Raw genomic sequence first — 23440 nt, 5'->3', positions numbered from 1 at the left:
CGACAGGTGAGGTGAATCGCGCGTGCTTCCACTCTCCTTCGGACAGCGCCGGCTCTGGTTCCTCGACCGTCTGGAGGGATCCAGCGCCGGCTACAACCTGCCCCTGGCGCTGCGCCTGACCGGGAATGTCGACATCGGCGCGCTCCGCGCCGCCCTGGCAGACGTCGTCGAGCGTCACGAGCCGCTGCGAACGATGTTCCCCGACCGCGACGGCGAGCCGTACCAGCACATCCTGCCCCCCGAGGCGGCCCGTCCCCGGCTGACGGTCACCGCCGTGCCCACCGAGCGGCTCGCGGCGACGGTGGCGGCGACCGCCGCCGAGGTCTTCGACCTCGGCGCGCGGCCTCCCGTCCGGGCCACCCTGTTCACCAGCGCACCGGACGACCACCTGTTCCTGCTGGTGATCCACCACATCGCCATGGACGGATGGTCGCGCACGCCGCTGCTGACGGACCTGGCACGCGCCTACCGGACGCGGACGGCCGGAGCGAGTACCGACGTGCGGGCGGCCGAACTCCCCCTCGGATACACCGACTACGCGCTGTGGCAGCGGGAGCTGCTGGACACCCCGGGTGTCCGGAACCCTCAGACCGCCTTCTGGCGGCGAACCCTGGAGGGGCTGTCTCCGACCACCGCCCTGCCGGCCGACCACCCACGCCCTGCGATGGCGAGCCACCGTGGCGCCCGGGTGCCCCTGCACTGCTCGGGCGAACGGTACCGGCGTCTGCTGGAGCTGGCCCGCGAGGAACACTGCACGCCGTTCATGGCTGTGCATGCGGCGCTGGCCGTGCTGCTGGCCCGGACCGGCGGGGAACACGACATCCGGATCGGCTCGGTGGTCTCCGGCCGCACGGAGAGGGAACTGCACCCGCTCGTCGGCTTCTTCGTCAACACCCTGGTGCTCCGCACCGACCTGTCCGGCGACCCGTCGTTCCGCGAGGTGCTGACCCGCGTCCGCGCCGCCGACCTGGACGCCTTCGCCCACCAGGACCTGCCCTTCGACCTGGTGGTGGAGGCCCTGAGCCCGGACCGCTCGCCCGCGTACCACCCGCTGTTCCAGGTCCTGCTCGCCTTCCAGAGCCACGAGCACGAGCGATACGACTTCGGCCCGGTGCGCGCCGAAACGTGGCCGGTGGCCAGTCCCACGGCGGCCAAGGTCGACCTGACCTTCCAGCTGGAGGAGACCGGGGAGGGCTCCGGGCGGCGGCTGGACGGCTACCTCGAGTACGCCACGGACCTCTTCCGTCCGGCCACCGCCGAGGCACTGGCCGCGCGTCTCCTGCGGGTCGTCGACGCCGTGACCGCCGAACCGGAGTGCCCTCTGTCACGGCTCGACCTGCTCGGGCCGGACGAGCTCCGACGCGTCCTGGTGGAGTGGAACGCGACCGCCCGCGACCTGCCGGTCGCCACCCTCCCCGACGCCCTGGCCGCGCAGGCCGTCCGGACCCCGCACGCGACCGCCCTCATCTGCGGCGACGCGACCCTCACCTATGCCCAACTGCACGAACAGGCCGACCTGACCGCCCGGCGGCTGGTCGGGCTCGGCGCCACGGCCGGGGACGTCGTGGCCGTCGCACTGCCCCGGTCCGTCGCGTTCGTCACGGCTCTGCTGGGAGTGCTCAAGGCCGGCTGCGCCTACCTCCCTCTCGACCCCGAACAACCGACGCGGCGTCACGCCGGCGTGCTGGAGGAGGTACGGCCGGTGTGCGTGCTCACCGACGGCCCGACCCGGGCGCGGCTGCCCGCTGTCCCGGCACCGGTGCTGCGCGTCGACGACCCGGCCGCCGCGCCACCCGCGGAGTTCCGCCGGCCGGACGTCACTCCCGGGCATCCTGCCTACGTCCTCTACACCTCCGGATCCACCGGCCGCCCCAAGGGCGTGGTGGTCTCGCACGGCGCGATCGACAACCGGCTGCGGTGGATGCAGGCCACCTATCCGCTGGCCCCCGGCGACCGGGTGCTGCACAAGACACCGTGCGGGTTCGACGTCTCGGTCTGGGAGTTGCTGTGGCCGCTGCGCGAGGGCGGCGTCCTGGTCCTCGCCGCGCCGGACGAGCATCGCGACCCGGTCCTGCTGGCCCGCACGATCCACGAACGGCTCGTCACTGTGGCTCACTTCGTGCCGTCGATGCTCGACGCCTTCCTCGCCGCGGCCGACGCCGGTTCGTGTGGCGTGCTGCGCCGGGTGATCTGCAGTGGCGAGGCTCTCGCGCGGGAGACGGTCCGGCGCTTCCACCGGGCCCTGCCCGGCGTCGCGCTGGAGAACCTGTACGGGCCGACCGAGGCCGCCATCGACGTGACGTACCACTCCTGCCGTCCCGGGGACGAGGGACCCGTGCCCATCGGCCGTCCGGTGTGGAACACCCGCGTGTACGTGCTGGACGAGTACCTCAGGCCCGCTCCGCCCGGCACGGCCGGAGAGCTGTATCTCGCCGGTGCCCAGCTGGGCACGGGCTATCTCCGGCAGGGCGCGGCCACCGCCGCGCGGTTCGTCGCCGATCCCTATGGGCCGCCCGGCACTCGCATGTACCGCACGGGCGACATCGCGCGGTGGCGCGCGGACGGCACCGTCGAGTGCCTCGGACGTGCCGATCACCAGATCAAGCTGCGGGGGCAGCGGATCGAACCGGGTGAGATCGAGAGCCGGCTGACCGCCGACGCCGCGGTGGGGGCCGCCTGCTGCGTCCTGCGCACCGAAGGGACGGGCGGAGCGTGGCTGGTGGCCTATGTGACGCCCGCGTCTCCGGCGACGCGGCCCGATCCGGACCGGTTGCTGGACGGGCTGCGCGCCGAGTTGCCCGCCTTCATGGTGCCCAGTGCCGTGGTCGTCCTCGCGCGGCTCCCAGTGACCGTCAACGGCAAGCTCGACCGCGCCGCGCTCCCGGCCCCGGAGCCCCCCGCACCGGTCCGGGGCACCGCCCCGCGCACTCCCCATGAGGACGCGGTCGCCGGGGTCGTCGCCCGAACTCTGGGCCTGCCGTCCGTGGATGTCGAGGCGGACTTCTTCCGGCAGGGCGGCACCTCGATGCTGGCTGTCCGGCTGGCCGCGCGGCTCAGTGAGCTCACCGGCGGGAACGTCCCCGTCCATGAGGTCTTCCGTAGCCCGACGGCCGCGGCGCTCGCCCGCCGCCTGTTCCGCCTCGACGGGGCCGAAGACCACGACGGCACCGGGCCCCTGCTTCCCCTACGGCCGCGGGGCACCGGCCGCCCGCTGTTCCTGGTCCATCCCGGCACCGGCCTGAGCTGGTGCTACTTCCGCCTGCTCCCGCATCTCCCCGCGACCATGCCCGTGTACGGCCTGCAGGCACAGGGCTTGACGGCGGATCGGAGCAACCCGGAGCAACGCGACGGTGCCGGCGGCGGAGAGAAACCACCGCGGACCATCGAGGAGATGGCCGAGGACTACGTCACCCGCATCCGGCAGGTCCAGCCGTCTGGGCCCTACCACCTGCTCGGCTGGTCGTTCGGCGGACTCGTGGCACACGCCATGGCAATCCGGTTGCAGAGCGACGGCGAGGACGTGGCCCGCCTCGTCGTCCTCGACGCCCGTCCAGAGCCGGCCGGGACCAACGCCGTCACGCGAGACGACGCCGCCCTGCTCGCCCTCGCCCTGCACAACCTACTCGGCGGGACGCCCCGACCGCCCGGCGAGGCGGCGCTCTTCGACGCGATACGGGAACGCTTTCCGCCGCTGGCGGGTGCCGACGCCGACGCGATACGGGCGGCCGTGCGCGTCGGGATGAACAACCTCCGGCTGATGGACCGGTTCGTGCCGGGCCGGTTCCGGGGGGATCTGATGCTGCTGACCGCACTCTCCGGTGCGCCGGAGGGCGATGGGGAAGCGAGTCCGTCCGCTGCCTGGCAGCCGTACGTCGACGGCCGGGTGAACGAACGGACCGTCGACTGCCATCACTTCGACATGCTGGATGCGGGTCTGCCCGAGGTCGGCCGGCTGCTCGCGGCCGTGCTCCAGGACACCGGGAATCCCGTACGGGAGAGGACCACCTCGTGATCCATCCGTTCGACGACCACAGCGCCCGCTTTCACGTCCTGGTCAACGCTGAGAAGCAGTTCAAGCAGTTCTCCCTGCGGCCGACGGCGATCCCGACATCCGAGGGCTGGTCGGTCGCCCCGCGCGACCACACCCACGCCGAGTGCACGACCTACATCGAGACCCACTGGACCGACCTACGCCCAGCAAGCCCGATCCGAACCATGGAGGGCTCCGGAGCCGCGCGGGAGCAGGCATGAAGGTCGCGCCGGGCGGAAGCGCCACCCCGGAAACAGAGCGCGGCACAAGCGGAGTGGCGGGAGGAGCCGTGTGGACCGGTTCGGCCACGCTCGCGGGGCTGTTCGCGGAGCAGGCCGCTCGCACGCCCCGGGCCGTGGCCGTAGAGGCCGGCGGGGTGTCGCTGACCTACGGCGAGCTCGACACGCGGGTCCAGCGCCTGGCCGAGGCGCTGGCCGAGGCGGGAGCCGGGCCGGAACGCCTGGTGGCCGTCGCGCTCCCGCGCTCGCCCGACCTGATCGTGGCCCTCCTCGCCGTGGCCAGATCCGGGGCCGCCTACCTCCCCCTCGACCCGTCCCACCCCATCGACCGTATCCGACATATCGTCACCGACGCCCGCCCCGCCCTCCTGATCACCAACGACGCATCCACCCCCCTGACCCCCGGCATCCCGCGCATCCACCCCGTCCCCACCACAGCCCCTGCCGTCCCCCCAGTCCTCGACGGAGAGACCGCGCCGAAGAGGCCGCCCGTACTCGACCACGAAAGCCGCACGAGTGGTGCGGGTGGGCGTAACGACCGAGCCGTAAGCGAAGCCCTCGCCTACGTTCTGTACACCTCCGGCTCCACCGGCGCCCCGAAAGGCGTGGCTGTCACTACCGCCAACCTCGTCAACCTCCTCGGCCACTTCATCCGCGCCCTCCCCCTGGCCCCCGACGACCGCCTCCTCGCCGTCACCACCGTCGGCTTCGACATCGCCGCCCTGGAGATCTTCGCCCCACTGCTCCGCGGTGCCCGCCTCGTACTCGCGGATGACGAGGACCGACGGGACCCGGCCCGCCTCAGCCGGTGCATCACCGACCATGGCGTCACCGTCCTCCAGGCCACCCCCTCCCAGTGGCAACTCCTGCTCGACGGCGCCCGGACGGACCTGTCCGCAGTGCACGCTCTGGTGGGCGGCGAAGCTCTGCCGAGAGAGCTGGCCCACGCCCTGCACGAACGCACCCGCCGGGTCACGCACCTGTACGGCCCCACAGAGACCACCGTCTGGTCCACCGCGGTCACCCTGAGCCCGGACACCCTGGCGCGCCCCCCGCTCGGCGCCCCTGTCACCGCGACCCGGATCCACGTTCTCGACCCCCTGCTCCGCCCGGTCGCCCCGGGACAGAAAGGCGAACTGTACGTCTCGGGCGCGGGCGTCGCCCGGGGCTACCACCGCCACGGCGCCCTGACCGCGGAACGGTTCGTGGCGAACCCCTTCGGTCCGCCCGGCTCGCGTATGTATCGCACGGGCGACCTGGTACGCCGTACGGCCACCGGTGACCTGGAGTTCCTGGGGCGAACCGACCATCAGGTGAAGATCCGTGGTTTTCGGGTGGAGCTCGGTGAGGTAGAGGCCGCGCTCGCCCGCTCCCCTGAGGTCGGCCAAGTGGTGGCGGTGGTCCGGGAGGACCGCCCCGATGACCGCAGGCTCGTGGCGTACGTCGTCCCCCGCCCCGGCCGGGACCCGGATCCGGCGGACCTGCGGGATCGTGCATCGCACGCGCTGCCGGACTACATGGTCCCCTCCGCCGTGATGGTGCTCGACCGGCTTCCCTTGACCCCGAACGGAAAGGTCGACCGCCAGGCCCTGCCCGTACCCGCCCCTGCCCCCGCTCCCGCTCCCGCTCCCGCTCCCGACGGGCCGGTCTCCGCCGACGCACGTCAGACAGCGCTGTGTCAGCTGTACGCCAACCTCCTGGGGCTGCCCCGGGTGGGCCCCAGGGACGACTTCTTCGCCCTGGGCGGCCACTCACTGCTGGCCGTCCGGCTGATCGGACGGATCCGCGACCTGCTGGGGTACGACCTCACGGTCCGGGAGCTCTTCGAGCACCGCACCCCCGCCGCGGTCGCCGCCCGGCTCACCCGACCGGCCCCCGAGCGCCCCGCCCTCGTCCGACAGCCCCGCCCGACGCGGCCGCCCTTGTCGTACGCGCAGCGACGGCTGTGGTTCCTGGACCGGCTGGAGAATTCCGGAGCGACGTACAACATGCCCCTGGTGCTGCGGCTGAACGGACCGCTGGACCATGCCGCCCTCACCGCCGCGCTGGGTGACGTGACGGCCCGGCACGAGGCGCTGCGCACGGTCTTCCCTGAGACCGAGAGCGGCGGGGAGCCCTGGCAACGGGTCCTGGACGCCGCGGACGCCTGCCCTGCTCTCCCTGTCTTCAAGGTCCCGGACCCCGAGTGGGCGGACCAGGTGCGCCGGTCCTTCCTGCGCAGGGGTTTCGACCTCGCCGCCGAGCCGCCACTGCGTGCCGCGCTGCTGACGTCGGCCCCCGAGGAACACGAACTGCTCCTCGTCGTGCACCACATCGCCTGCGACGGCTGGTCTCTGGCCCCACTCGCGCGCGACCTGTTCGCCGCCTACTCCACCCGGTCGGGGGGCACGCGCACGCCCCGGCCGGAGCTTCCTGTCCAATACACCGACTACACCCTGTGGCAGCGGCGGCTCCTCGGCGAAGCGGAGGCCTCCGGCAGTCCGCTGGGCCGCAAGCTGGAGTTCTGGCGATCCGCGTTACATGGCCTGCCGGCCCAGTTGGAGCTCCCGTCCGACCGCCCCCGACCCGCGGTCGCCTCCTACCGCGGCGGTACCACGACCCTCACCATCCGAGCCGACCGGCACGAGGCTCTGCTGTGCCTCGCGCGGCAGACCGGCACCACGGTGTTCATGGTCTTCCAGTCGCTCGTCGCCGTGCTGCTGACGCGTCTCGGGGCCGGCACCGACATCCCGCTCGGCAGCCCGGTGGCCGGCCGCGAGGACAGCATCCTGGACGATCTGGTTGGCTTCTTCGTCAACACCCTGGTGCTGCGCACCGACACCTCCGGCGACCCCACCTTTGAGACGCTCCTGCAGCGGGTGCGCAAGGCCGACCTCGACGCGTTCGAGCATCAGGACCTGCCGTTCGAGCTGCTCGTAGAGGCGCTGTCCCCGACGCGCTCGCCGGCCCGTCCCCCCCTCTTCCAGGTCCTGGTGGTAGCGCAGAACACCGAGCGGCTGGCGTTCCGGCTGCCCGGTCTCGACGTCGCGTCCCTCAGCACGCCACTCGGCATCGCCAAGTTCGATCTGTCGTACAGCGTCGACGAGCGGTTCACGCCCGACGGCGACGCCGCCGGAATCGACATCACCGTGGAGTACGCCACCGACCTCTTCGACCGGTCGACCGTCGAGCAGTGGAACCGGTATCTGCTGCGGCTGCTCACCGCGGCCCTGGCCGCCCCGGGCACACCGATCGGCCGACTGGACCTGCTGTGCGGCGAGGAGCGTCGACGCTTGCTCACGGACTGGAACGCGACCGAGCGCGCCGTGCCCGGTGCGAGCTTGCCCGAACTACTCACTGCCCAGGCCGCCCGTACGCCCGACGCGATAGCGGTCCGGTACGAGGACGAGCACGTCACCTACGCGGAGCTGGAGAGCCGGTCGAACCGGATGGCCCGGATGCTGGCCGCCCGCGGCGTCGGCCCGGAGGACACCGTGGCCCTGTTCCTGCCGCGCTCGGCCGACCTGGTCGTCGCCCTGACCGGCGTGGTCAAGGCAGGTGCGGCCTATCTCCCGGTGGACCCCGGCTATCCGGCCGAACGGATCGCGTACATGCTGGGGGACGCACGGCCGGCCTGCGTCCTCACCACGGCCGCAATGGCCGCCCGGCTCGCCGACGACACCGAGGGTGTCGTGGTAACGGACTCCGCCGAGTTCCGCAAGGAGGTGCGCGGCCGGTCGGACCGTGTGCTGACCGACGTCGAGCGGACGGCACCGCTGTGCCCCGGACACCCGATATACGTGATCTACACCTCCGGGTCGACGGGGCGACCCAAGGGTGTGGTGCTACCGCACGAGGCCCTCGTCAACCTTCTGGCCTGGCATGCCCAGATCATGCCAGGCGGCCCGGGGACGACGACGGCGCAGTTCGCCTCGCTGAGCTTCGACGCGGCGGCGCACGAGATCTTCACCGCACTCACCCTGGGCAAAACCCTGGCCGTCCCCGCCGACCACGTCCGCAAGGACACCCAGGAACTGGTGAGCTGGCTCGACCGCCACCGAGTCTGCGAACTGTTCGCACCCACCCCGGTGGTGGAGAGCGTCGCGGCGGCCGCCCGCGAGCTGGGGCTCACCCTGCCGCGGCTGACCGACATCGCGCAGGCGGGCGAGGCCCTGGTCCTGCACCCAGCCCTGTCGGACTTCTGGACGGCCGTACCCGGCCGCCGGCTCCACAACTTCTACGGCCCCACCGAGACCCATGTCGTCACAGCCCACACCGTCCCCCGCGAGGCGGCCGGGACGGAGCTGACGAGCCCGCCCATCGGGCCGCCGATCTGGAACACCCGCTGCTACGTGCTCGACAGCCGCCTCGGTCCCGTACCGCGCGGCGTGCCCGGCGAGCTCTATCTGGCCGGGTGCCAGGTGGCCCGGGGCTACCTCGGCCGGCCGGCACTGACCGCGGCCCGATTCGTCGCCGACCCCTACGGCCCGCCCGGCACCCGGATGTACCGCACCGGGGACCTGGCCCGCTGGAACCGCGACGGCGAGCTGGAGTTCCTGGGGCGGACCGACTTCCAGGTGAAGATCCGTGGATTCCGGGTGGAGCTCGGCGAAGTCGAGACGGTACTCGCGCAGCTCACCGGCGCGGACCGGGTCGTCGCCGTGGTGCGCGAGGACCGCCCGGGCGACCGGCGCCTGGTGGCCTACGTCGTGCCCGGTCCCGGCGGCCGGCCCGACCTCGCGGACCTGCGCCAGGCGGCCGCGGCCACCCTGCCCGCCCACATGGTCCCGGCCGCCCTGGTCCTGCTGGAGGGCGTCCCGCTCAACCCGAACGGCAAGGTGGACCGCGCTGCGCTGCCCGCCCCCGACTACGCCGCCGGGCGCAAGAGAGCCGAACCCCGCACCTCCGAGGAGAAGGCGCTGTGCCGACTGTTCGCCGAGACGCTGGGGCTACCTGACATCGACATCGACGCCGACTTCTTCGAGACGGGCGGGCACTCCCTGCTCGCCACCCTGCTGATCAGCCGGATCCGCAGCGAACTGCGCTGTGAGCTCGACATCCGCGACCTCTTCGACAGCCCCACCGTGCGGGGCGTCGCCGCCCGTCTCATCCGCCGTCCGGCGCACCGCCCGGCCCTGCGCCGGATGCGGCCCGTGCCAGGCGACCACCGAGGCCCGACATGACCCTCCTCGACGACCTGGGACTGGCCGACGTCGCGGCCGCCTGCCGCGCAACGACAGTGGCGCCCGTACCCCCACAGCCCTGCGCGGCGCCGGTGAGACAGCCGCATCTCCTCGCCCTGGGCTCCCGCTACTTGAGTTGCACGTCCGGGCGCGCGATGATCGACCGCATGTGCCGCAGACTCACCCGCGAGACCGCCACGAACTGACGCGAGACCTGAAGCTCGAACCAAACAACCTCACGAGGAGCCGAACGCTCTTTCACAAATCCTGGATGGTCAGGATGCCAAGAGCTGCCAACTCCCCGATGAACTCGGCGGCGTCGGCGAGAGCCTGCGCCTCCTTGATGCCGTACTCGGCGGCGACCACGGCCGCGACATCCTCCACGGTCCGATGCCCGTCCACACAGCGATAGATGAGTTCCGCCGAGCCGGACAGCTCCAAGGCCTGATCCTTGAAACCGATCACCAGGCCGCTGCCGACCCGGCGTACGCGAAATCCCAGGCTCCTGCGCGGCACGTCGGACGGGCCGACCGAGGCGGCGGTCACACGGTGTCCACGCGCATCGCGATTTCCTGACAGATAGTCAGGACATCGTTGATCCACGGGCGGGGGTCATCCGGGTCGTACCCGCGCATGGTCTCCAGAGCCCAGTAGTCCTCGAACGAGAGGAATTCCGAGGACACGGCCCGGAACCGGTTGGGCCGCCACTTGGGCAACGGACTCCCGTACTCACCCTGCCCTTCCAGAAGTGCATCGACGGCGAATCCCAGTGCGGCACGGGCGGAGAGGGTGGCGCTCTCCAGATTGCCCGCGTCCATCTGCCCCAGCGCGTCCTCGACGCAGTCATCGGCGGCACCCAGTGAGCGAGTCACGACGAACGAGCGAAAAGCGGACTCCGAGAGCCGCTGACGGCTGGCGTCGATCCATTCCTCACCAAGCAGGACCAGGCAGTTCTGTAGACGCGAGAGGGCCAGCTCCTCCCTGGGCGCCAGAACGCGGGCGGACAGGACCCCCCGGTTGTACTCGCCCCAGGACACCTTGGCGAACATTTGCTCGAATTGCCCCTTGAGCCAGTAGGTCGCCTCCCACCTCCTGTCGCTCGCGTAGAACGTCTCAGTCCGCACACGAGGAGGATTGAGGGGCATCGCTATGGTCGCGCAGCTGGTGGACTCCCACTCGTCCGGGCTCACGATGTAGACGTCGAAGTCGCTCCGTTCGTTGTGCCAGCCGCGCGCGGCCGACCCCACGACGAAGGCGGCCAGGCAGTCCCCCGGAATGAGTCCGCGTTCCCGAAGGGGCTGCAGCCAGGTAGCGGTGTCGACGTGTGGCACTCAAGGTCCTTTCGATTGCTGCGGGTTGAGGTCAGCCCGCCTTCGGCATCCGCGCGGTGTCGCTCAGCTCACGACGTCGGGCGACGGGGCTGAGCATGAGGATGGCGGGGGTCACAAGTGCCAGAGCGCATGCCGCCGAGAGTGACAACCTCAGACTGCCGAACGTGGCCAGCAGCCCTGCGAGTACGGCACCCAGCGGCACGGCACCCCAGGAGACGAACCGGACCGTCGCCATGACGCGCGCGAGCAGATCCGGCGGACTCTCGATCTGGCGGTGGGTACGCGTCAGAATGCTGCCGATCACCGCTCCGGCCGCGAGGCCGCCGTATCCGATCCCGAAGAAGTAGGCATTGCCGGGCCTTGTGGTCAGCGGCATCACGAGGGCCAGGCCGGCTCCACCCACGCTCGCGTAAAGGAGGGCGCGCGCGCTGCCCGCCTTCGCCGCCAGCTTCGTTGCGACGGCGGCACCCGCGAAGGAGCCCACCCCGTCCAGGGCGATGAGCACCCCGACCATGAGAGGCGACATCCCTGCCACGCGGACGAGATAGGTGGGCGCGAGCGCCGCCAGGGCCCCGATGACGAAATTCATGGCCGTCGCCCACAGCATGCACGGGAACATGACGGGGTGTCCGACGACGAAGGTCCACCCCTCGCGGATCTGCTGGAGAGGACGCGATCGTGGTGCACTGTCCGCGCGATACTCGGGCAGATCCCTGAGGGTCATGGCCGAGATCAGATAACTCACCGCGTCGATCACCATGGATCCGGCCGGGCCGACGAGCTGGATGAGGACACCGCCCAGCGACGGCCCGCCCGTCTGGGTCATCGCGACCGTCCCCGACATGAAGCTGTTGCGCGAGTTCAGTTCCGCCTTGTCGACGATCTTCGGCAGGAGCGTCGAACTGCCGATGTCGGACAGGACGTTCGCGAAACTGGTGATCAGCGTCGCCACCAGCAACTGCCCGTAGGTCAGCGTGTCCAGGACCCAGGCGAGAGGTATCGAGCCGACGGCCGCCATGCGAACGAGGTCCATGGCTATCCGCAGGCCCCGAAGAGGGAATCTCTGGACGATGACTCCGGCGGGTAGCCCCAGGACCAGCCAGCCGACCTGGCCGGCCGCCGCCAGCAAGCTCACCTGGAAAGTGGACACGTGAAGACTGGAGACCGCGACCAGGGGAACCGCTATCAGCGTTACCGCGGATCCGATGCCGCTGGCCGTGTTCGCCGTCCAGAAACGCCAGAAATATCTCCTGGACGCCGTGTCGTCACCGATGGCCACACTGCCCATTTTCGCCTTCTTCTCCTGCCGTCCGGCCAACGAGGCCTGCTTCTTCGAAGCGTTCTCGGGTCTTCCCGTCGTCGAGGGCTCCGACCTCGACGAAATAGCGGACAGAGCTGGCCGAGGCGTCGGCCATCTGACGGGCCAGTCGGCCCTTCGGCCAGGATTCCGCGAGAACTTGCTCAATCTGCTCGCTCGTCAGGCCGAGCGTCCGGAGATCCCGGGCCGCCCTGGTGTAGTCCGGTTCGAGGAACGCATGGATCGCCGCCGGGACCTGCGGTCCCACGGCTCTGCGTTCTTGTACGGTCAGGGCTGCCCAGAGATGGTGAAGCAGTGAGCGGAAGTAGACGTGGTGCCGCCCTTCGTCCTCGGCATGGTCCCGCACCTGGTCGCGAACCGACTCAGGCAGCCGGCTGTCCCGGGGAATGTCCGACAGAATTCCGGAGATCAGGGTTTCACTCACGATGGCGAAGAGCATCGCTTCCACCCCCCTGATCTTGTGGGGGAGTTGCTCACGTATCACGTCAAGACGCCCGACGAACGCCGACGGCTCGTCGTCCGGGAAAGCCCGCGGAACACCCGAAGCGAGCTCGATCTCGTGCGCGAAATCATACGAGACCTGGGCATGCCACGCCTCGTCCGTGACAATCTTGAACGCGTCCGCCTTCATCCGTTCTGGTAACTGCAGACCGGACCGCCCCCTGCTGATGGCTGTGGCGACCGGGATGACAGCCGCACTTTCGAGTTCCGATGTGAAGTCGAGATAGCCGTAGAGACGACGCAGCAGCAACCACTCCACCTGTCCGTCACCGCGGTCGGCGACCAGCGGGTGCATCGCCACCGGGTACAGTTCCGGCGGAAAGTAGACGGTCCCGGAAATCTCGAAGGACCGCTGCGGCTTGCGGCGGACGCTCGCCAGTTCGTTCCAGCGCCCGAACCGACTGGTGTAGGAGTTCAGTCGTCCTCGCACTTCATGTTCTCCACTGACCGGCGGCTCAGTTACCGTACCTCGGTACATGGTTCAGTCTCCCAGCGAGATGAAACCCAGATCGAGGAGACTGTCCAGGTCGCCGCTGACGTCCGCCATCTCGACATCCGCTGTGGACAGAATGTCGCTCATCTTGCTCACGCCGTCGATTTCCCGGAGGACTTGGAGCACAGGGGCGTTGCCTTCCAACACGAACTCGATCTCCCCGTTCCTGAGGAGATACCATTCGGAGCCGACCGGGTTGGTGAGCAGCAACGTGCCGTCCGTCAGCGACGGAATGCCACCCGCGTCCGGCTCGCCCGTTCGGAAGTGGTCGTCCGCTTCGGCAGCCGCGACGGAACTGCCGGAGTACTGCGCACGGATGGGCCCGGCGGACAGTTCTTCGAGAATGGGCGGATGCGCGGCCATTTCCGCGAGCAGCCCCATGTTCAGTACGCGCATGAGCATTTCCACGGACGGGGAATCCGTTGTGCCCTCCCCCAGCACCTTCACATACGCCCAGACGGATTCCGCGTCGATGAAGTCGCCGGCCCCGGGGGCAGCGAGGGCGCGCTCCACCAGCTCGTACGAGTTGGCCTTCATGACGTCTGCGAGCATGCGGTATGCGTGACGGGTTCCCGATCCGTAGAAGAAGGGGCCCTTGGGACGCTCGGCGATCCGGTCGGGCAGCCGGGTGCCGACCGCGTCCCGGAGTATGCGCTTGTTCCACAGGAGCCGTGGGCGCAACCGGTCCGGCACCACCGCGGTGAGCTCGACGAGTCGGTGGTCGAGGAAGGGCACTCGTGCCTCGATGCCGCTGCCGGCCGCCGTACGGTCCTCGTGCCAGACGTTGTACTGCTGGACCTTCATGTACTCGGACACGATGTAGGAGCGGTAGGTGTCACGCGGCGTGTGCGCACCGCGGCCGTCGAGTGCCTGCTCCGCGATGAAGGAGGGGCCCTCGGCCCACCAGTGACGCAGACGCGGGTGCCGGTCCCATCGCGTATTGCGGTGCAGATAGGCGAGCCCCGCCGCGAAGGAGTCCCAGTCGTCTCCCCCCATCACCTGGGAGTAGCCCCCGTTGAACTCGTCGCTGGCGGCGCCGAGGAGCATTCCGCGCAGCTCGGGTCGTTCCTGGCGGGCGAAGCGGTGGAGTTCGTGCTTGTAGTAGACCTCGGCCCCGCACATCGGGGTTTCCGTCAGCCACAGGAGCCGGACCCACTCCTCCGGTGCGGGGGCGTGGGACTGCGGGAAGATCACCTGATGGTTGGGGGCTCCCAGTTCGCGCGCGATCCACTCGGCGTGCTCGGCGTCGCCGTTGTCCCGGGTACCGCCCGTGAGGACGGTGAAGGTGTGCATGCCCTCGCGCCTGGGGCCGGCGAGTGCGAGCACAGCGGACGAGTCGATGCCGCCCGAGAGGAACAGACCGAGCTCGCTGTCCGCGGTAGCGCATTCTCGGACGGAGTCCTCCAGGATCTCGCCGTATCGCCGGATGAACTCATCCGCGCCGGTGGACTCCTCGGCGTGTGACGGCACCTCCCAGTAACGGTGCTCGGATGTGCGGCCGTCGCGAAGGTCGATGCGGAGGATCGTCGCCGCCGGGACCAGGTGGACGCCGTCGAACCAGGTGGTCACCGACGACTGGTGGAAGCTCGGCGCGGCGGCGAGGGCCGGGGTGGCCAAGGCGCCCTCCCAGTCGAATCGTCGTGGCGTGCCGGGGTCGGCGAACAGGCCCTTGATCTCCGATGCGAGCACGATGCGCTGGTCGTTGCGGTGGTAATAGAGCGGCTTGATGCCGAATCGGTCACGGGCGAGAACCAGCTGGTTGTTCACCCGGTCCCACAGGATGAGTGCGAACATACCCCTGACGTCACGCAGGAATTCCAGTCCGTACTGCCGGTAGAGATACAGCAGGACTTCGCAGTCCGAGCCCGTGTTGAGCCGCACGCCGCCGGGCAATGAGGCTGCGAGCTGCTTGTGGTTGTAAATCTCTCCATTGACAATCAGAACGAGGTTTCCGTCATCACTGACCAGGGGCTGACTGCCGTCTTGCGGGTTGACGAGTGAAAGTCTGGTGAAAGCCAGTCCGACCGGGCCGTCACGGAGTGTCTCCCGCTCGTCCGGCCCTCGGTGATCAAGTATGCGAACCAGTTCGTGCAATACGGCGTCGGCCTCTGGTCCGAGAGCATGTCCGTCCAGACGGGCCACTCCCGCGATTCCACACATGGTAATTCTCCCGGATGTCAGGCCCTGCATCACGGACCGCCTGGGCGAGGATGGGCGCCCTCGGGCAAAGGGCGCCCATCAACTGCTGTGATCAGACGAGGGACTTCAGAATGGTGCTCTGCGAGACCGGCTTCGCCGTCGGCTTGGTGTACTTCTGCATGGTGATCCACCTCCCCCGCGTAACTGGTTGCATTTCAAGGTGAGTTCCACAGACCACGGCCCTGTGACTGCTTTCCGGGGCCGGGGGACGAATGCTATCCGGGCCGGTCCGAAGCACCCACCGTGTTCGTTGACTGACGAACAGGGGTCCGACAAAGCCAGAGATGTCCGGTGGGGGCGGACGTCGCCGTCACGCCAGGGCGAGCTTGATCCGCCGCAGGACTTCGGCTGTCATTCCCTGCCGGGTCGTCGTGGTGGCGCTCCCGATGTGCGGAGTGAGCACCGCCCGGGGATTGCGGCGCAACTCGTCGGGGACCAGGGGCTCTTCCTCAAAGACATCGAGCGCGACTCCACCGAGATGCCCCGACTCCAGCAGCTCGATCATGGCCGACTGGGCAACCACTCTGCCCCGAGACGTGTTGACGATGACGGCTCCGGACGGCAGGGCCGCCATCACCGCCTTGTCGACCATCCGGTCGGTCTGTGAGGTCAGGGGAACATGGATCGTCAGAAAGTCACTGACCCTCGCGAGGTCGCCCAGCGTCGCATGTGGAATCAGGTCCGGTGCGTGGACGGCCTCGGGTCGATGCCGGAGACAGTGGACCTCCATGTCGAAGGCCCGCGCGCGCCTTGCCACCGCCTGACCGATCGACCCCATACCCAGCACCCCGAGCCTGTGGCCGGCGAGTTGCGCACCCAGAAACGCGTCGGGCTCCCAGCGCCAGTCCACCCCGGTCCGGACGAACCGGTCGGCCTCCACGATCCTTCGGGCACAGGCCAGCATGAGGCCGAAGGTGTGTTCGGCCATCGCCGACGCGAGGGTGCCCGCCGCTGTCACGACACGCACTCCCGCGCGGGCACAGGCTTCCAGGTCGACATGGTCCGTTCCGACGGAATAGGTGCCGACCACGCGCAGGCCGGCGCCGGCGGCGCTGAGCAGGGCCTCGTCGACCCGCTCGTTCGCGGTCACCAGCAGGGCATCGCAACCGGCCACCGCTCGCAACAGGCTGTCCCGCTCATGGCCGTGCCACCGTTGCGGGGACAGGGGCTGGAGCAGGGCGGTGGACAGGCCTGGGAGATCGGCGGTGATCAGGATTCTGTGGTCAGCTGTTCGCATCACGGCGCGGTCGCATCCCGTACCTGTGACGGCACAGCGTGGTCGGGAAGACCCGCCCGCCGTCGAGGTTGACCCACTGCCGGAGCAGCAGCCGGCCCTGGCCGCCGGCGGAGGCGTCGGCGAACGCCCGCCGGGAGTGCACGACCACGTTGTTGTTGACGAGCTGCAGGTCGCCCGCGCGCAGGGCATACTCGGTGACCGCTTCCGGCTCGGCCGCGAGCGCCTCGAAGAGGTCCAGGGCGTAGCGCTCCAGATCGCTCACGGGGACGCTGGTCCTGGTCCAGGCCGAGTCGACGTAGTCCCGCAGGAAGTAGCGGCAGGTGAGCTGTCCGTCGTAGTAGCCGAAGACCGCGTTGCGGTAGGCAGGTGGCTCCTCCTCACCCCGGTTCTCGTAGACGAATCCGTTGTAGTAGAGGCCGAGCAGCTCCGGCGCGCGTGTCAGCAGCTCGTTGTAGATCGTCATGGCACTGCTGATCAGCGATGCGCCTCCGTTCTCCGCGGGCCGTACGCACAGCAGCAGCGCGAGGTCGCCGTCGTCGGAGTGGAACCGCAGTGCGCTCGCGGTCTGGTGCCCCCGGACGGCGTTGTTGTCCAGACCGCCCTTGCCGTAGTCGCGCACATCGGCGATGTACTCGCCCTCGGCGTTCTGGATGACCGCGGTACCCATGACCGCGCCAAGCGCACGGTAGAGGCCTCGTATCTCCTCAGGCGACAGGTCGTCCACCGGCAGTCCGCGGAGGACCGCCGTACCGATGTGGGTCTCGGTTCGGTGTGCCGTCGCGTGCGTCAGCGCGGACAGTTCGGGCATCGTCTCCCGGGCGAGGTCGCGCCAGACCGCCCGACCTGCGTGCAGCGACAGTGCGGATTTACCGAGCGCGTTCACGAAGGCCGATATCTCACCGAGGTGCTGGGGCGTCAGTTCGTGCAGGACGCCCTCGGGCCGCGAGAGGTCGGCGGCGACCCACGCCGTGCCGTCCCTGACCGGCTCGGTGAGGATCGCTTGTGGCATGTCAGGAATCGTCATCCGTACTCAGTCTCCTCGTCATCACGAGTACCGTGCCGTCGGTGACCGGCTCGGTGAGGATCCCTTGCGGGAAGTCAGAAATCGCCCACGGCACCCGATCTCCTCAGCGTCAGGAGAACCGTCCCGTCCGTGGCGTCGTGGACGTCCTCACAGTCCAGGCCCCCCGCCCGGGCCACAGTTAGCAGCAGCTCGTCCCTGCTGAAGCGGGCCTCGCGGCCTCTGGCGCGCAAGTGCTTCCGCATCGTGTCACCCGAGATGGCGCCCCATACGGGAAGAGGGATGTCGCGGTCGGGGAGCACCGAGTAGTCGACCTCGCCCACGTCCGGCCGCCAGAACAGCGCCTGCTCCGCCGGTGTGAGAGCCGCGTGGATTTTCGAGTCGCGTGGGTACAGGCCGAAGCGTACGGTGACCGCCAGGATCCCCATCGGCGCGACAAGATCGCGCAGTCCACGGACGCCGGCCGGCAGATCATCCGCACTGAAGCGGTTGACCAGCCGGTCCGCGAGCACAAGCTCGTTCGCCCGCTTCAGGTGCTCAGGGATCGGCCGGGTCACATCAACGAGGTGCCGCCGGTCCTCGGCGAGCCCGAGCCACTGGCCGGCCGCCCCCAGGATGCCGGGGGCGAAGTCGAGTACGTGCAGGTCCGCGCCCGCCTGCTGGACCGCCCTGGACAGCGATACCGTACTGGCGCCGACCACTGCCGTCCGCGCACCGGGCCGAATCCGCCGTGCGAACTCCTTCTGGTGCTCGGGGGCGGGGCCGCCGTAGTAACCGGAGTTCCAGTAGTGGTCGCCGACGAGGTCCCAGGCGCGTGCCTTCCCCTCGCCGTTCACCGGGCCTCCTCCGTGACGGCGGCCTCGATCGCCGCCCGCAGCTTCGAGACGATCTCCACGACGTCCGTTGCGCTGGTGATCAGCGGCGGGCAGAGGGCGATCACATCGCCCAGATCCCGAACAATCAGGCCTGCCGCGCGAGCTTCGGCCGCGACCCGCCGCCCGATCCCGCGTTCGGGGTCGAAGGGCCGGCGAGCGGCGCCGTCAGCCATGAGTTCCACCGCGGCCAGGCCGCCCACGCAACGCACCTCGCCGACGACCGGCAGGTTCAGCAGCTCCTCCAGTGAGGTCTCGAGCAGGGACTCCAGCTCGGCGACGCGCATGTAGAGCTTGCGTTCACGAATGATGCGCAGATTGGCCCGCGCGACTGCCGCGGCGACGGGGTGGCCGCCGAAGGTCGATCCATGGCCCAGGACACCGTGTGTGTCGGCCGCCGCCGCGATCGCGGCGGTGAGGTCGGCGCCCAGCAGAACCGCGCCCAACGGGGCGTACCCGGCAGTGATCCCCTTCGCGACCGTCACCGCGGCGGGTTCGAGACCGAAGCGCTGGTAGCCGAAGAGATGTCCCAGGCGACCGAACCCGCACACCACCTCGTCGGACACCAACGGAATATCCAGTTCTACCAGCAGCCGCGCCATCGCCGGCCAGTAGCCGTCGGGTGGCACGAGCACGCCTCCCGCCGCCATGACCGGCTCAGCGACCATGGCGGCCACGTTCTCCGGCCCGGCTGCCACGATGCGCTCGCGTGTCGTGCGGACGATCCGGGTGACGTACTCGTCCTCGCTCTCACCGTCCAGGTGGTCGCGATAGAAGTGGACCCGGGGCACTCGAACCGCGAACGGCAGCGGCAGATCGAATCCGTCGTGCTGGCGCGGGATCCCCGCCAGAGTCGCGGCGCCGAGGGTGGTGCCGTGGAAACCCGAGTCCCGGGTGACGATGAGCTTGCGGGCGGGGGTACCGCCCGTGTTGCCGGCCAGCCAGAGGAACTTCAGGACCGATTCCACGGCCTCCGACCCCGACGCGCCGAAGTACACGGAGCGGAACTCCCCGCCCGCGGCCTGCAACAGCTCCTCGGCGAGGAGCACCGTCTCGACGCTGGTACGGCCCAAGGCACAGGCGAAGGCGGGAAGTTCGGCGTACGCCGCAGTCGCGGCCGCGATCAGGTCCGGCTCCGAGAAGCCCAGATTGGCGTGCCAGAGACCGGACAGCGCGTCGATGTACTCCGTGCCGTTGACATCCCGGACGCGGATGCCGTCGCCCTCGGCGATGATCAACGGCGGGTCCTGCCGATGCACGCGGTGATCGGTGAAGGAGTAGACGACCGGCTGGGTCGCCAGGCCGGTCATGGAGCGACCTCCGTCACGCGGATGTTGTCGATGAGGCGTACGCCGTCCAGTCGCGCGGCGGCGAACAGCCGTATCGGGACGCGGGAGTCCAGCGTCCGCACCTCGGTCAGCGACTCCTCCTCGCCGGCCACGAGGTACTCGACTTCGAATCCCCGCTCGATGAGGGTGTCGCGAGCCGCGGCGAGGACGGCCGACAGAGCGTCGCCGTCGAGCAACCTCGCCCGTGACTCCAGAAGAACCTGGTGTATGCGGGGTGCCACGGCTCGCGCGTCGGGCGACAGGTTCTTGTTGCGGGAGGACATGGCCAACCCGTCTTCTTCACGCCTGGTGACGCCCCGCACCACACGGACCGGTAGGTGGAGATCCTGGACCAGGGTCTCGATGATGCGCAGTTGCTGGAAGTCCTTCTCTCCCCAGTAGGTGCGGTCGGGTCGGACGAGATTCAGGAACAGCAGGCTCTCCGTGACCATTCCATCGAAGTGCCCCGCCCGTGTTCTGCCGCAGAGCTGATGGCTCAGGCGGGGCACGGACACATGGGTGCCGAAGTCCTGGAGGGTACGTTCGCGTCGCGGGAAGATCTCGGCCCAGTCCGGCAGGAACGCCACACTCGTGCCCCGCGCTTCCAGCTGCTTCAGGTCACGTTCCACGGGCCGTGGATAGGATTCGAAGTCCTCGTCGGGTCCGAACTGCAGCGGGTTGACGAAAATGCTGCAGATGACCAGGTCGCATTGTTCACGGGCCAGATCGACCAGGCTCAGATGGCCCTCGTGCAGCGCGCCCATGGTCGGTACATAGCCGATGACCGAGCCCGCCAGGCGTCCGGTGTCCCACTCGGCGGCGAGCTCCCGTACCGTGCTGATCACTCTCACAGAAGCCCACCCAGCTTCCCCTCGACCGCCTCGACGACTCGCCGGTGCACCTCCTCGGAGGTGCCCTCGGCCTCGATCCAGGTCCATTGGGACGCCTGTGGCAGTTCGGAGTAGGCCGCTCGCATGCGGCTGATGAACCCGAGGTCGATCCACTCCTCGGGGTCACGGGCCTTGACCCGGTCGAACGCCACGGAGGGCTCGAGGTCCATCATCAGGGTGAGGTTCGGTTCCGGCAGCCCCCTGAACATGCCCTCGATCAACCACCGGTTGCTGGCTCCCAGTGCCTCCGCCGCGGCAATCTGGCAGTAGGCGTACCGGTCGGCGATGATGAGGTCGGTGCCGGCCGGCGCGGTGCCCAGCGATGACATGGCGACCCACTTCACGGCCGCGGTCATGACCTTGTGGGTATCCGGGCCGAGCATGGCGAACCGGTCGGCGTGGCCGTGTTCGACGGCGATCTCGTCCAGCCGGGCCGACAGCCCCTGCAGGCTCGGGTTGGGGTGGACGAACACGGAGAGACCGCGGTCTTCGCAGGCGGCCTTCAGCATCTCGATCTGAGTGCTCTTGCCGGCACCGTCGAGCCCGATGAACGCGACAATCGGTGGTGTGGTCATCACAAGCTCACCTTCCGCTGAAGATGGTGGTCCGCGAGTTCGGCGAAGGTGGCTCGCAGCACCCTCGTCCGCCCGTAGCACGGCGCCGCGAACAGCATGATCAGCTCTTCCTCGAGATCGACGACGAAACTGGTGCCGGCGCGCCCCAGCCAGGCGAGACGGCGGGCTTCGGCCGGGCGGCAGTTGCGCGGCCAGATGCCGAAGTTCAGGCTGAATCCCCACCCCGGGCCGGGAATGTAGTCGGGCCCTGTGTCGTGCAGACCGACGATCTGGTCCGCCAGCAGCTCGGCACGCGTCGCCTCGGTCATGAAGGCGGTGCCGGGTGCGGGGAAGAACACGGCCTTGAGGAACGTCAGATAGTCCCGCAGGCTGGCCAGGCCGCCGCTGCCGGCGGACCTGTACCCCGTTCGGCGGTCCAGGTCCGTCAGCGACTCCCCGGTGGGCGGATCCATCGGAGGCTGGAGCACGGAGTCCATCCCGAGGCCCGGTGGCAGGAAGAACCCGCTCGACGCCATCCCGAGCGGTTCGAAGAGATACCGGCGGAAGAGCACGTCAAGCGGTGTCCCGAGGTGGTGTTGGAGCAGCAGGCCGGCCACATCGGCAGAACGGCCGTATTCCCACTGCTCCCCCGGCGGTGCCGAGAGTCGGCAGTCGAATATGCGGCGCAGGAAATCGATCTCGTCCGTGTCGTAGGCGCGGTCGGTGTAGTCGAACGGCAGGACGCCCGCCGCCCGGTACTCCCGCTGCATCTGTTCGTGTTCCTTCGATCCGGCCAGGCCGGAGGACATGTTCAACAGCTGGCGCAGCGTCATCCCGGCCGGCACCCGCACCTCGGACAACCCGGCCGCGAGCCCCTGGACGGGCATGTCGAGACCGGGCAGGAGGCCCGCGTCGATCAGGCGTAGTACCAGCGTGGCCAGCATCGGCTTGGTCATGGAGTAGAGGCGGATCACGCTGTCTTCCGAGACCGGCCGCCCGGTCGGCGCGTTGCGTCCGACGAACACCGCCAGGTCTCGGTCAGCCGCGACGTCATGAATGCATGCCGCACCGCCCACGATACGACCGGCCTCGGCCTCCGCCGTCAGGACGGCGCGACAGGCCTCAGCGATGGCTTCCGGCTCCGGGCGCATCAGCGACCGCCCTTGCCGGGGTGCGGCACCAGGCTCACTCGTCCGCTCTCGTGCCGCTCGGCGGCTGCGAGTGCGTCGTCGATGTCGTCGAGCGTGTACTCGGTCAGGGGGATCTCACGGAGTGGAGTCGGTCCGGACAGCAGATCGACGGCGGCGATGAGATGGCGCTGGTCATAGCGGATCACGCTGGTGACGGTGACACCCTTGCGCGTCAGCACGCCAGGTGTGAAGGACACGGTATCGGTGGGGCGGGTGTTGATGATTCCCATCATGATGATCTGGCCTCCCGGCCGGACCTGCTCCAGTGCGGTCACGAACGACTCAGATGATCCGGCCGCGACCACCACGACGTCGTAGACCCCGTCGAGAGGTCCCGCCGTCGGCGGCACCTCGTGCAGGGCACGCGCGTTCGGGAACCGCGCGGCGAGCCGTCGCCGCGCGGGGACACGGTCGTACACGTCCCACGTCGCCACGGCGGAACCGCCGGCGACGGTCGCGAGCCCCAGCGCGCCGGCGCCGATCACCAGACACGGTCCGTCCACCAGGTCGGGCCTGATCGCGTCCACCACCGCGAGCCCCTGCGCCACCGCGCAGTTGGCCAGAGCCGCCAGCTCGCTGGGCATCCCGGCCGGGATCTTGACTCTGATCTGCTCCGGGTGCATCTGGTAGTGGCTGGCGAACGCGCCGCGGAAATGTGGCCGCCGAAGGCTGGAGTGAGCCCATGAGTCGTAGGCGTGCTCGCACAGATGGGTGCGTCCGAGGATGCACATCACACACGTGCCGCAGACCCGGAAGTAGGTACAGACAAGCCGGTCCCCTTCGGAGAGGGGTTCCCCCCGGGCGTCGACCATCGGGGAGCCGTCCGTTCGCACGATCCGTCCGACGAACTCGTGGCCGAGCACGCAGTCGTGCAGGGTGGGGTGCCCGCCGCGCCATACGTGCACGTCACTGCCGCAGATGTTCGCCCGCTCCACGGCGAGCAGTGCGCCTCCGGGCCGTGGCGGAAGCAGCGCGTGTTCCCGCCGTTCGAGGCCGCCGTGCGCGAGAGCGTTCACTGTGACACCTGTCGGCATGGCGCCCCTCCGGCAGTCCTGAGGAAGTGGGTCTTCGGATG

17 protein-coding genes are annotated in these 23440 nt (G+C 69.5%); 4 read left to right on the top strand and 13 right to left on the bottom strand.

Annotated features, from left to right (window positions below; genetic code table 11):
* The first annotated feature begins 22 nt into the window (after positions 1 to 22).
* The 4 genes from ACGFZQ_RS42045 to ACGFZQ_RS42030 are packed head-to-tail and all read left to right on the top strand — an operon-like array spanning position 23 to position 9637.
* Positions 23 to 4012 carry an amino acid adenylation domain-containing protein gene (locus ACGFZQ_RS42045; protein ID WP_393844867.1) on the top strand — a complete coding sequence of 1330 codons (3990 nt, stop codon included), beginning with the start codon at positions 23 to 25 and terminating at the stop codon, positions 4010 to 4012.
* Positions 4009 to 4251 carry an MbtH family protein gene (locus ACGFZQ_RS42040; RefSeq protein ID WP_393844866.1) on the top strand — a complete coding sequence of 81 codons (243 nt, stop codon included), beginning with the start codon at positions 4009 to 4011 and terminating at the stop codon, positions 4249 to 4251. The genes ACGFZQ_RS42045 and ACGFZQ_RS42040 overlap by 4 nt, the downstream gene beginning before the upstream one ends.
* Positions 4248 to 9431 (top strand): amino acid adenylation domain-containing protein, encoded by a 5184-nt coding sequence (locus ACGFZQ_RS42035; RefSeq protein ID WP_393844865.1) that lies wholly within the window; start codon positions 4248 to 4250, stop codon positions 9429 to 9431. The genes ACGFZQ_RS42040 and ACGFZQ_RS42035 overlap by 4 nt, the downstream gene beginning before the upstream one ends.
* Entirely contained in the window at positions 9428 to 9637 is a 210-nt protein-coding gene (locus ACGFZQ_RS42030; RefSeq protein ID WP_393844864.1) for a hypothetical protein, read from the top strand. Before ACGFZQ_RS42035 ends, ACGFZQ_RS42030 begins: the two co-directional genes overlap by 4 nt.
* A gap of 52 nt (positions 9638 to 9689) precedes the next feature.
* On the opposite strand, the gene ACGFZQ_RS42025 is transcribed toward ACGFZQ_RS42030, so the two are convergent.
* From ACGFZQ_RS42025 to ACGFZQ_RS41965, 13 genes are all read right to left on the bottom strand, one after another.
* Positions 9690 to 9977 carry a PqqD family protein gene (locus ACGFZQ_RS42025; protein WP_393844863.1) on the bottom strand — a complete coding sequence of 96 codons (288 nt, stop codon included), beginning with the start codon at positions 9975 to 9977 and terminating at the stop codon, positions 9690 to 9692.
* Positions 9974 to 10762 (bottom strand): nucleotidyltransferase domain-containing protein, encoded by a 789-nt coding sequence (locus tag ACGFZQ_RS42020; RefSeq protein WP_393844862.1) that lies wholly within the window; start codon positions 10760 to 10762, stop codon positions 9974 to 9976. Before ACGFZQ_RS42020 ends, ACGFZQ_RS42025 begins: the two co-directional genes overlap by 4 nt.
* A 31-nt stretch (positions 10763 to 10793) precedes the next feature.
* Positions 10794 to 12050 (bottom strand): MFS transporter, encoded by a 1257-nt coding sequence (locus ACGFZQ_RS42015; RefSeq protein ID WP_393844861.1) that lies wholly within the window; start codon positions 12048 to 12050, stop codon positions 10794 to 10796.
* The gene (locus ACGFZQ_RS42010) at positions 12028 to 13011 is read right to left on the bottom strand and encodes a diiron oxygenase (protein WP_393844860.1); all 984 of its coding nucleotides are present in this window, start codon (positions 13009 to 13011) and stop codon (positions 12028 to 12030) included. Before ACGFZQ_RS42010 ends, ACGFZQ_RS42015 begins: the two co-directional genes overlap by 23 nt.
* A 51-nt stretch (positions 13012 to 13062) precedes the next feature.
* On the bottom strand, positions 13063 to 15234 hold the full coding sequence (gene asnB, locus ACGFZQ_RS42005; protein ID WP_393844859.1) for an asparagine synthase (glutamine-hydrolyzing): 2172 nt from the start codon (positions 15232 to 15234) through the stop codon (positions 13063 to 13065).
* Between the two features lie 349 nt (positions 15235 to 15583).
* Entirely contained in the window at positions 15584 to 16510 is a 927-nt protein-coding gene (locus ACGFZQ_RS42000) for an NAD(P)-dependent oxidoreductase (RefSeq protein ID WP_393844858.1), read from the bottom strand.
* Positions 16497 to 17519 carry a TauD/TfdA family dioxygenase gene (locus tag ACGFZQ_RS41995; RefSeq protein WP_393844857.1) on the bottom strand — a complete coding sequence of 341 codons (1023 nt, stop codon included), beginning with the start codon at positions 17517 to 17519 and terminating at the stop codon, positions 16497 to 16499. The genes ACGFZQ_RS42000 and ACGFZQ_RS41995 overlap by 14 nt, the downstream gene beginning before the upstream one ends.
* An 89-nt stretch (positions 17520 to 17608) precedes the next feature.
* Positions 17609 to 18367, bottom strand: a complete 759-nt coding sequence (locus ACGFZQ_RS41990) for a hypothetical protein (protein WP_393844856.1) — start codon at positions 18365 to 18367, stop codon at positions 17609 to 17611.
* Entirely contained in the window at positions 18364 to 19713 is a 1350-nt protein-coding gene (locus ACGFZQ_RS41985; protein WP_393844855.1) for an aminotransferase class III-fold pyridoxal phosphate-dependent enzyme, read from the bottom strand. The genes ACGFZQ_RS41990 and ACGFZQ_RS41985 overlap by 4 nt, the downstream gene beginning before the upstream one ends.
* Positions 19710 to 20582, bottom strand: a complete 873-nt coding sequence (panC, locus tag ACGFZQ_RS41980) for a pantoate--beta-alanine ligase (protein ID WP_393844854.1) — start codon at positions 20580 to 20582, stop codon at positions 19710 to 19712. Before panC ends, ACGFZQ_RS41985 begins: the two co-directional genes overlap by 4 nt.
* Positions 20579 to 21196, bottom strand: coding sequence for a dTMP kinase (locus tag ACGFZQ_RS41975; protein WP_393844853.1), 618 nt, complete (start codon positions 21194 to 21196; stop codon positions 20579 to 20581). The genes panC and ACGFZQ_RS41975 overlap by 4 nt, the downstream gene beginning before the upstream one ends.
* Positions 21196 to 22326: a serine hydrolase domain-containing protein gene (locus ACGFZQ_RS41970; protein WP_393844852.1), complete on the bottom strand. Its 1131-nt coding sequence runs from the start codon at positions 22324 to 22326 to the stop codon at positions 21196 to 21198. Before ACGFZQ_RS41970 ends, ACGFZQ_RS41975 begins: the two co-directional genes overlap by 1 nt.
* Positions 22326 to 23381: an alcohol dehydrogenase catalytic domain-containing protein gene (locus ACGFZQ_RS41965; protein ID WP_393844851.1), complete on the bottom strand. Its 1056-nt coding sequence runs from the start codon at positions 23379 to 23381 to the stop codon at positions 22326 to 22328. The genes ACGFZQ_RS41970 and ACGFZQ_RS41965 overlap by 1 nt, the downstream gene beginning before the upstream one ends.
* Positions 23382 to 23440 lie beyond the last annotated feature (59 nt).

The organism is Streptomyces sp. NPDC048254 (assembly GCF_043201895.1).
Classification (GTDB): Bacteria; Actinomycetota; Actinomycetes; order Streptomycetales; family Streptomycetaceae; genus Streptomyces.
Note: the sequence above shows the minus strand (reverse complement) of the source record. Positions and strands in the feature narration are given on the sequence as shown.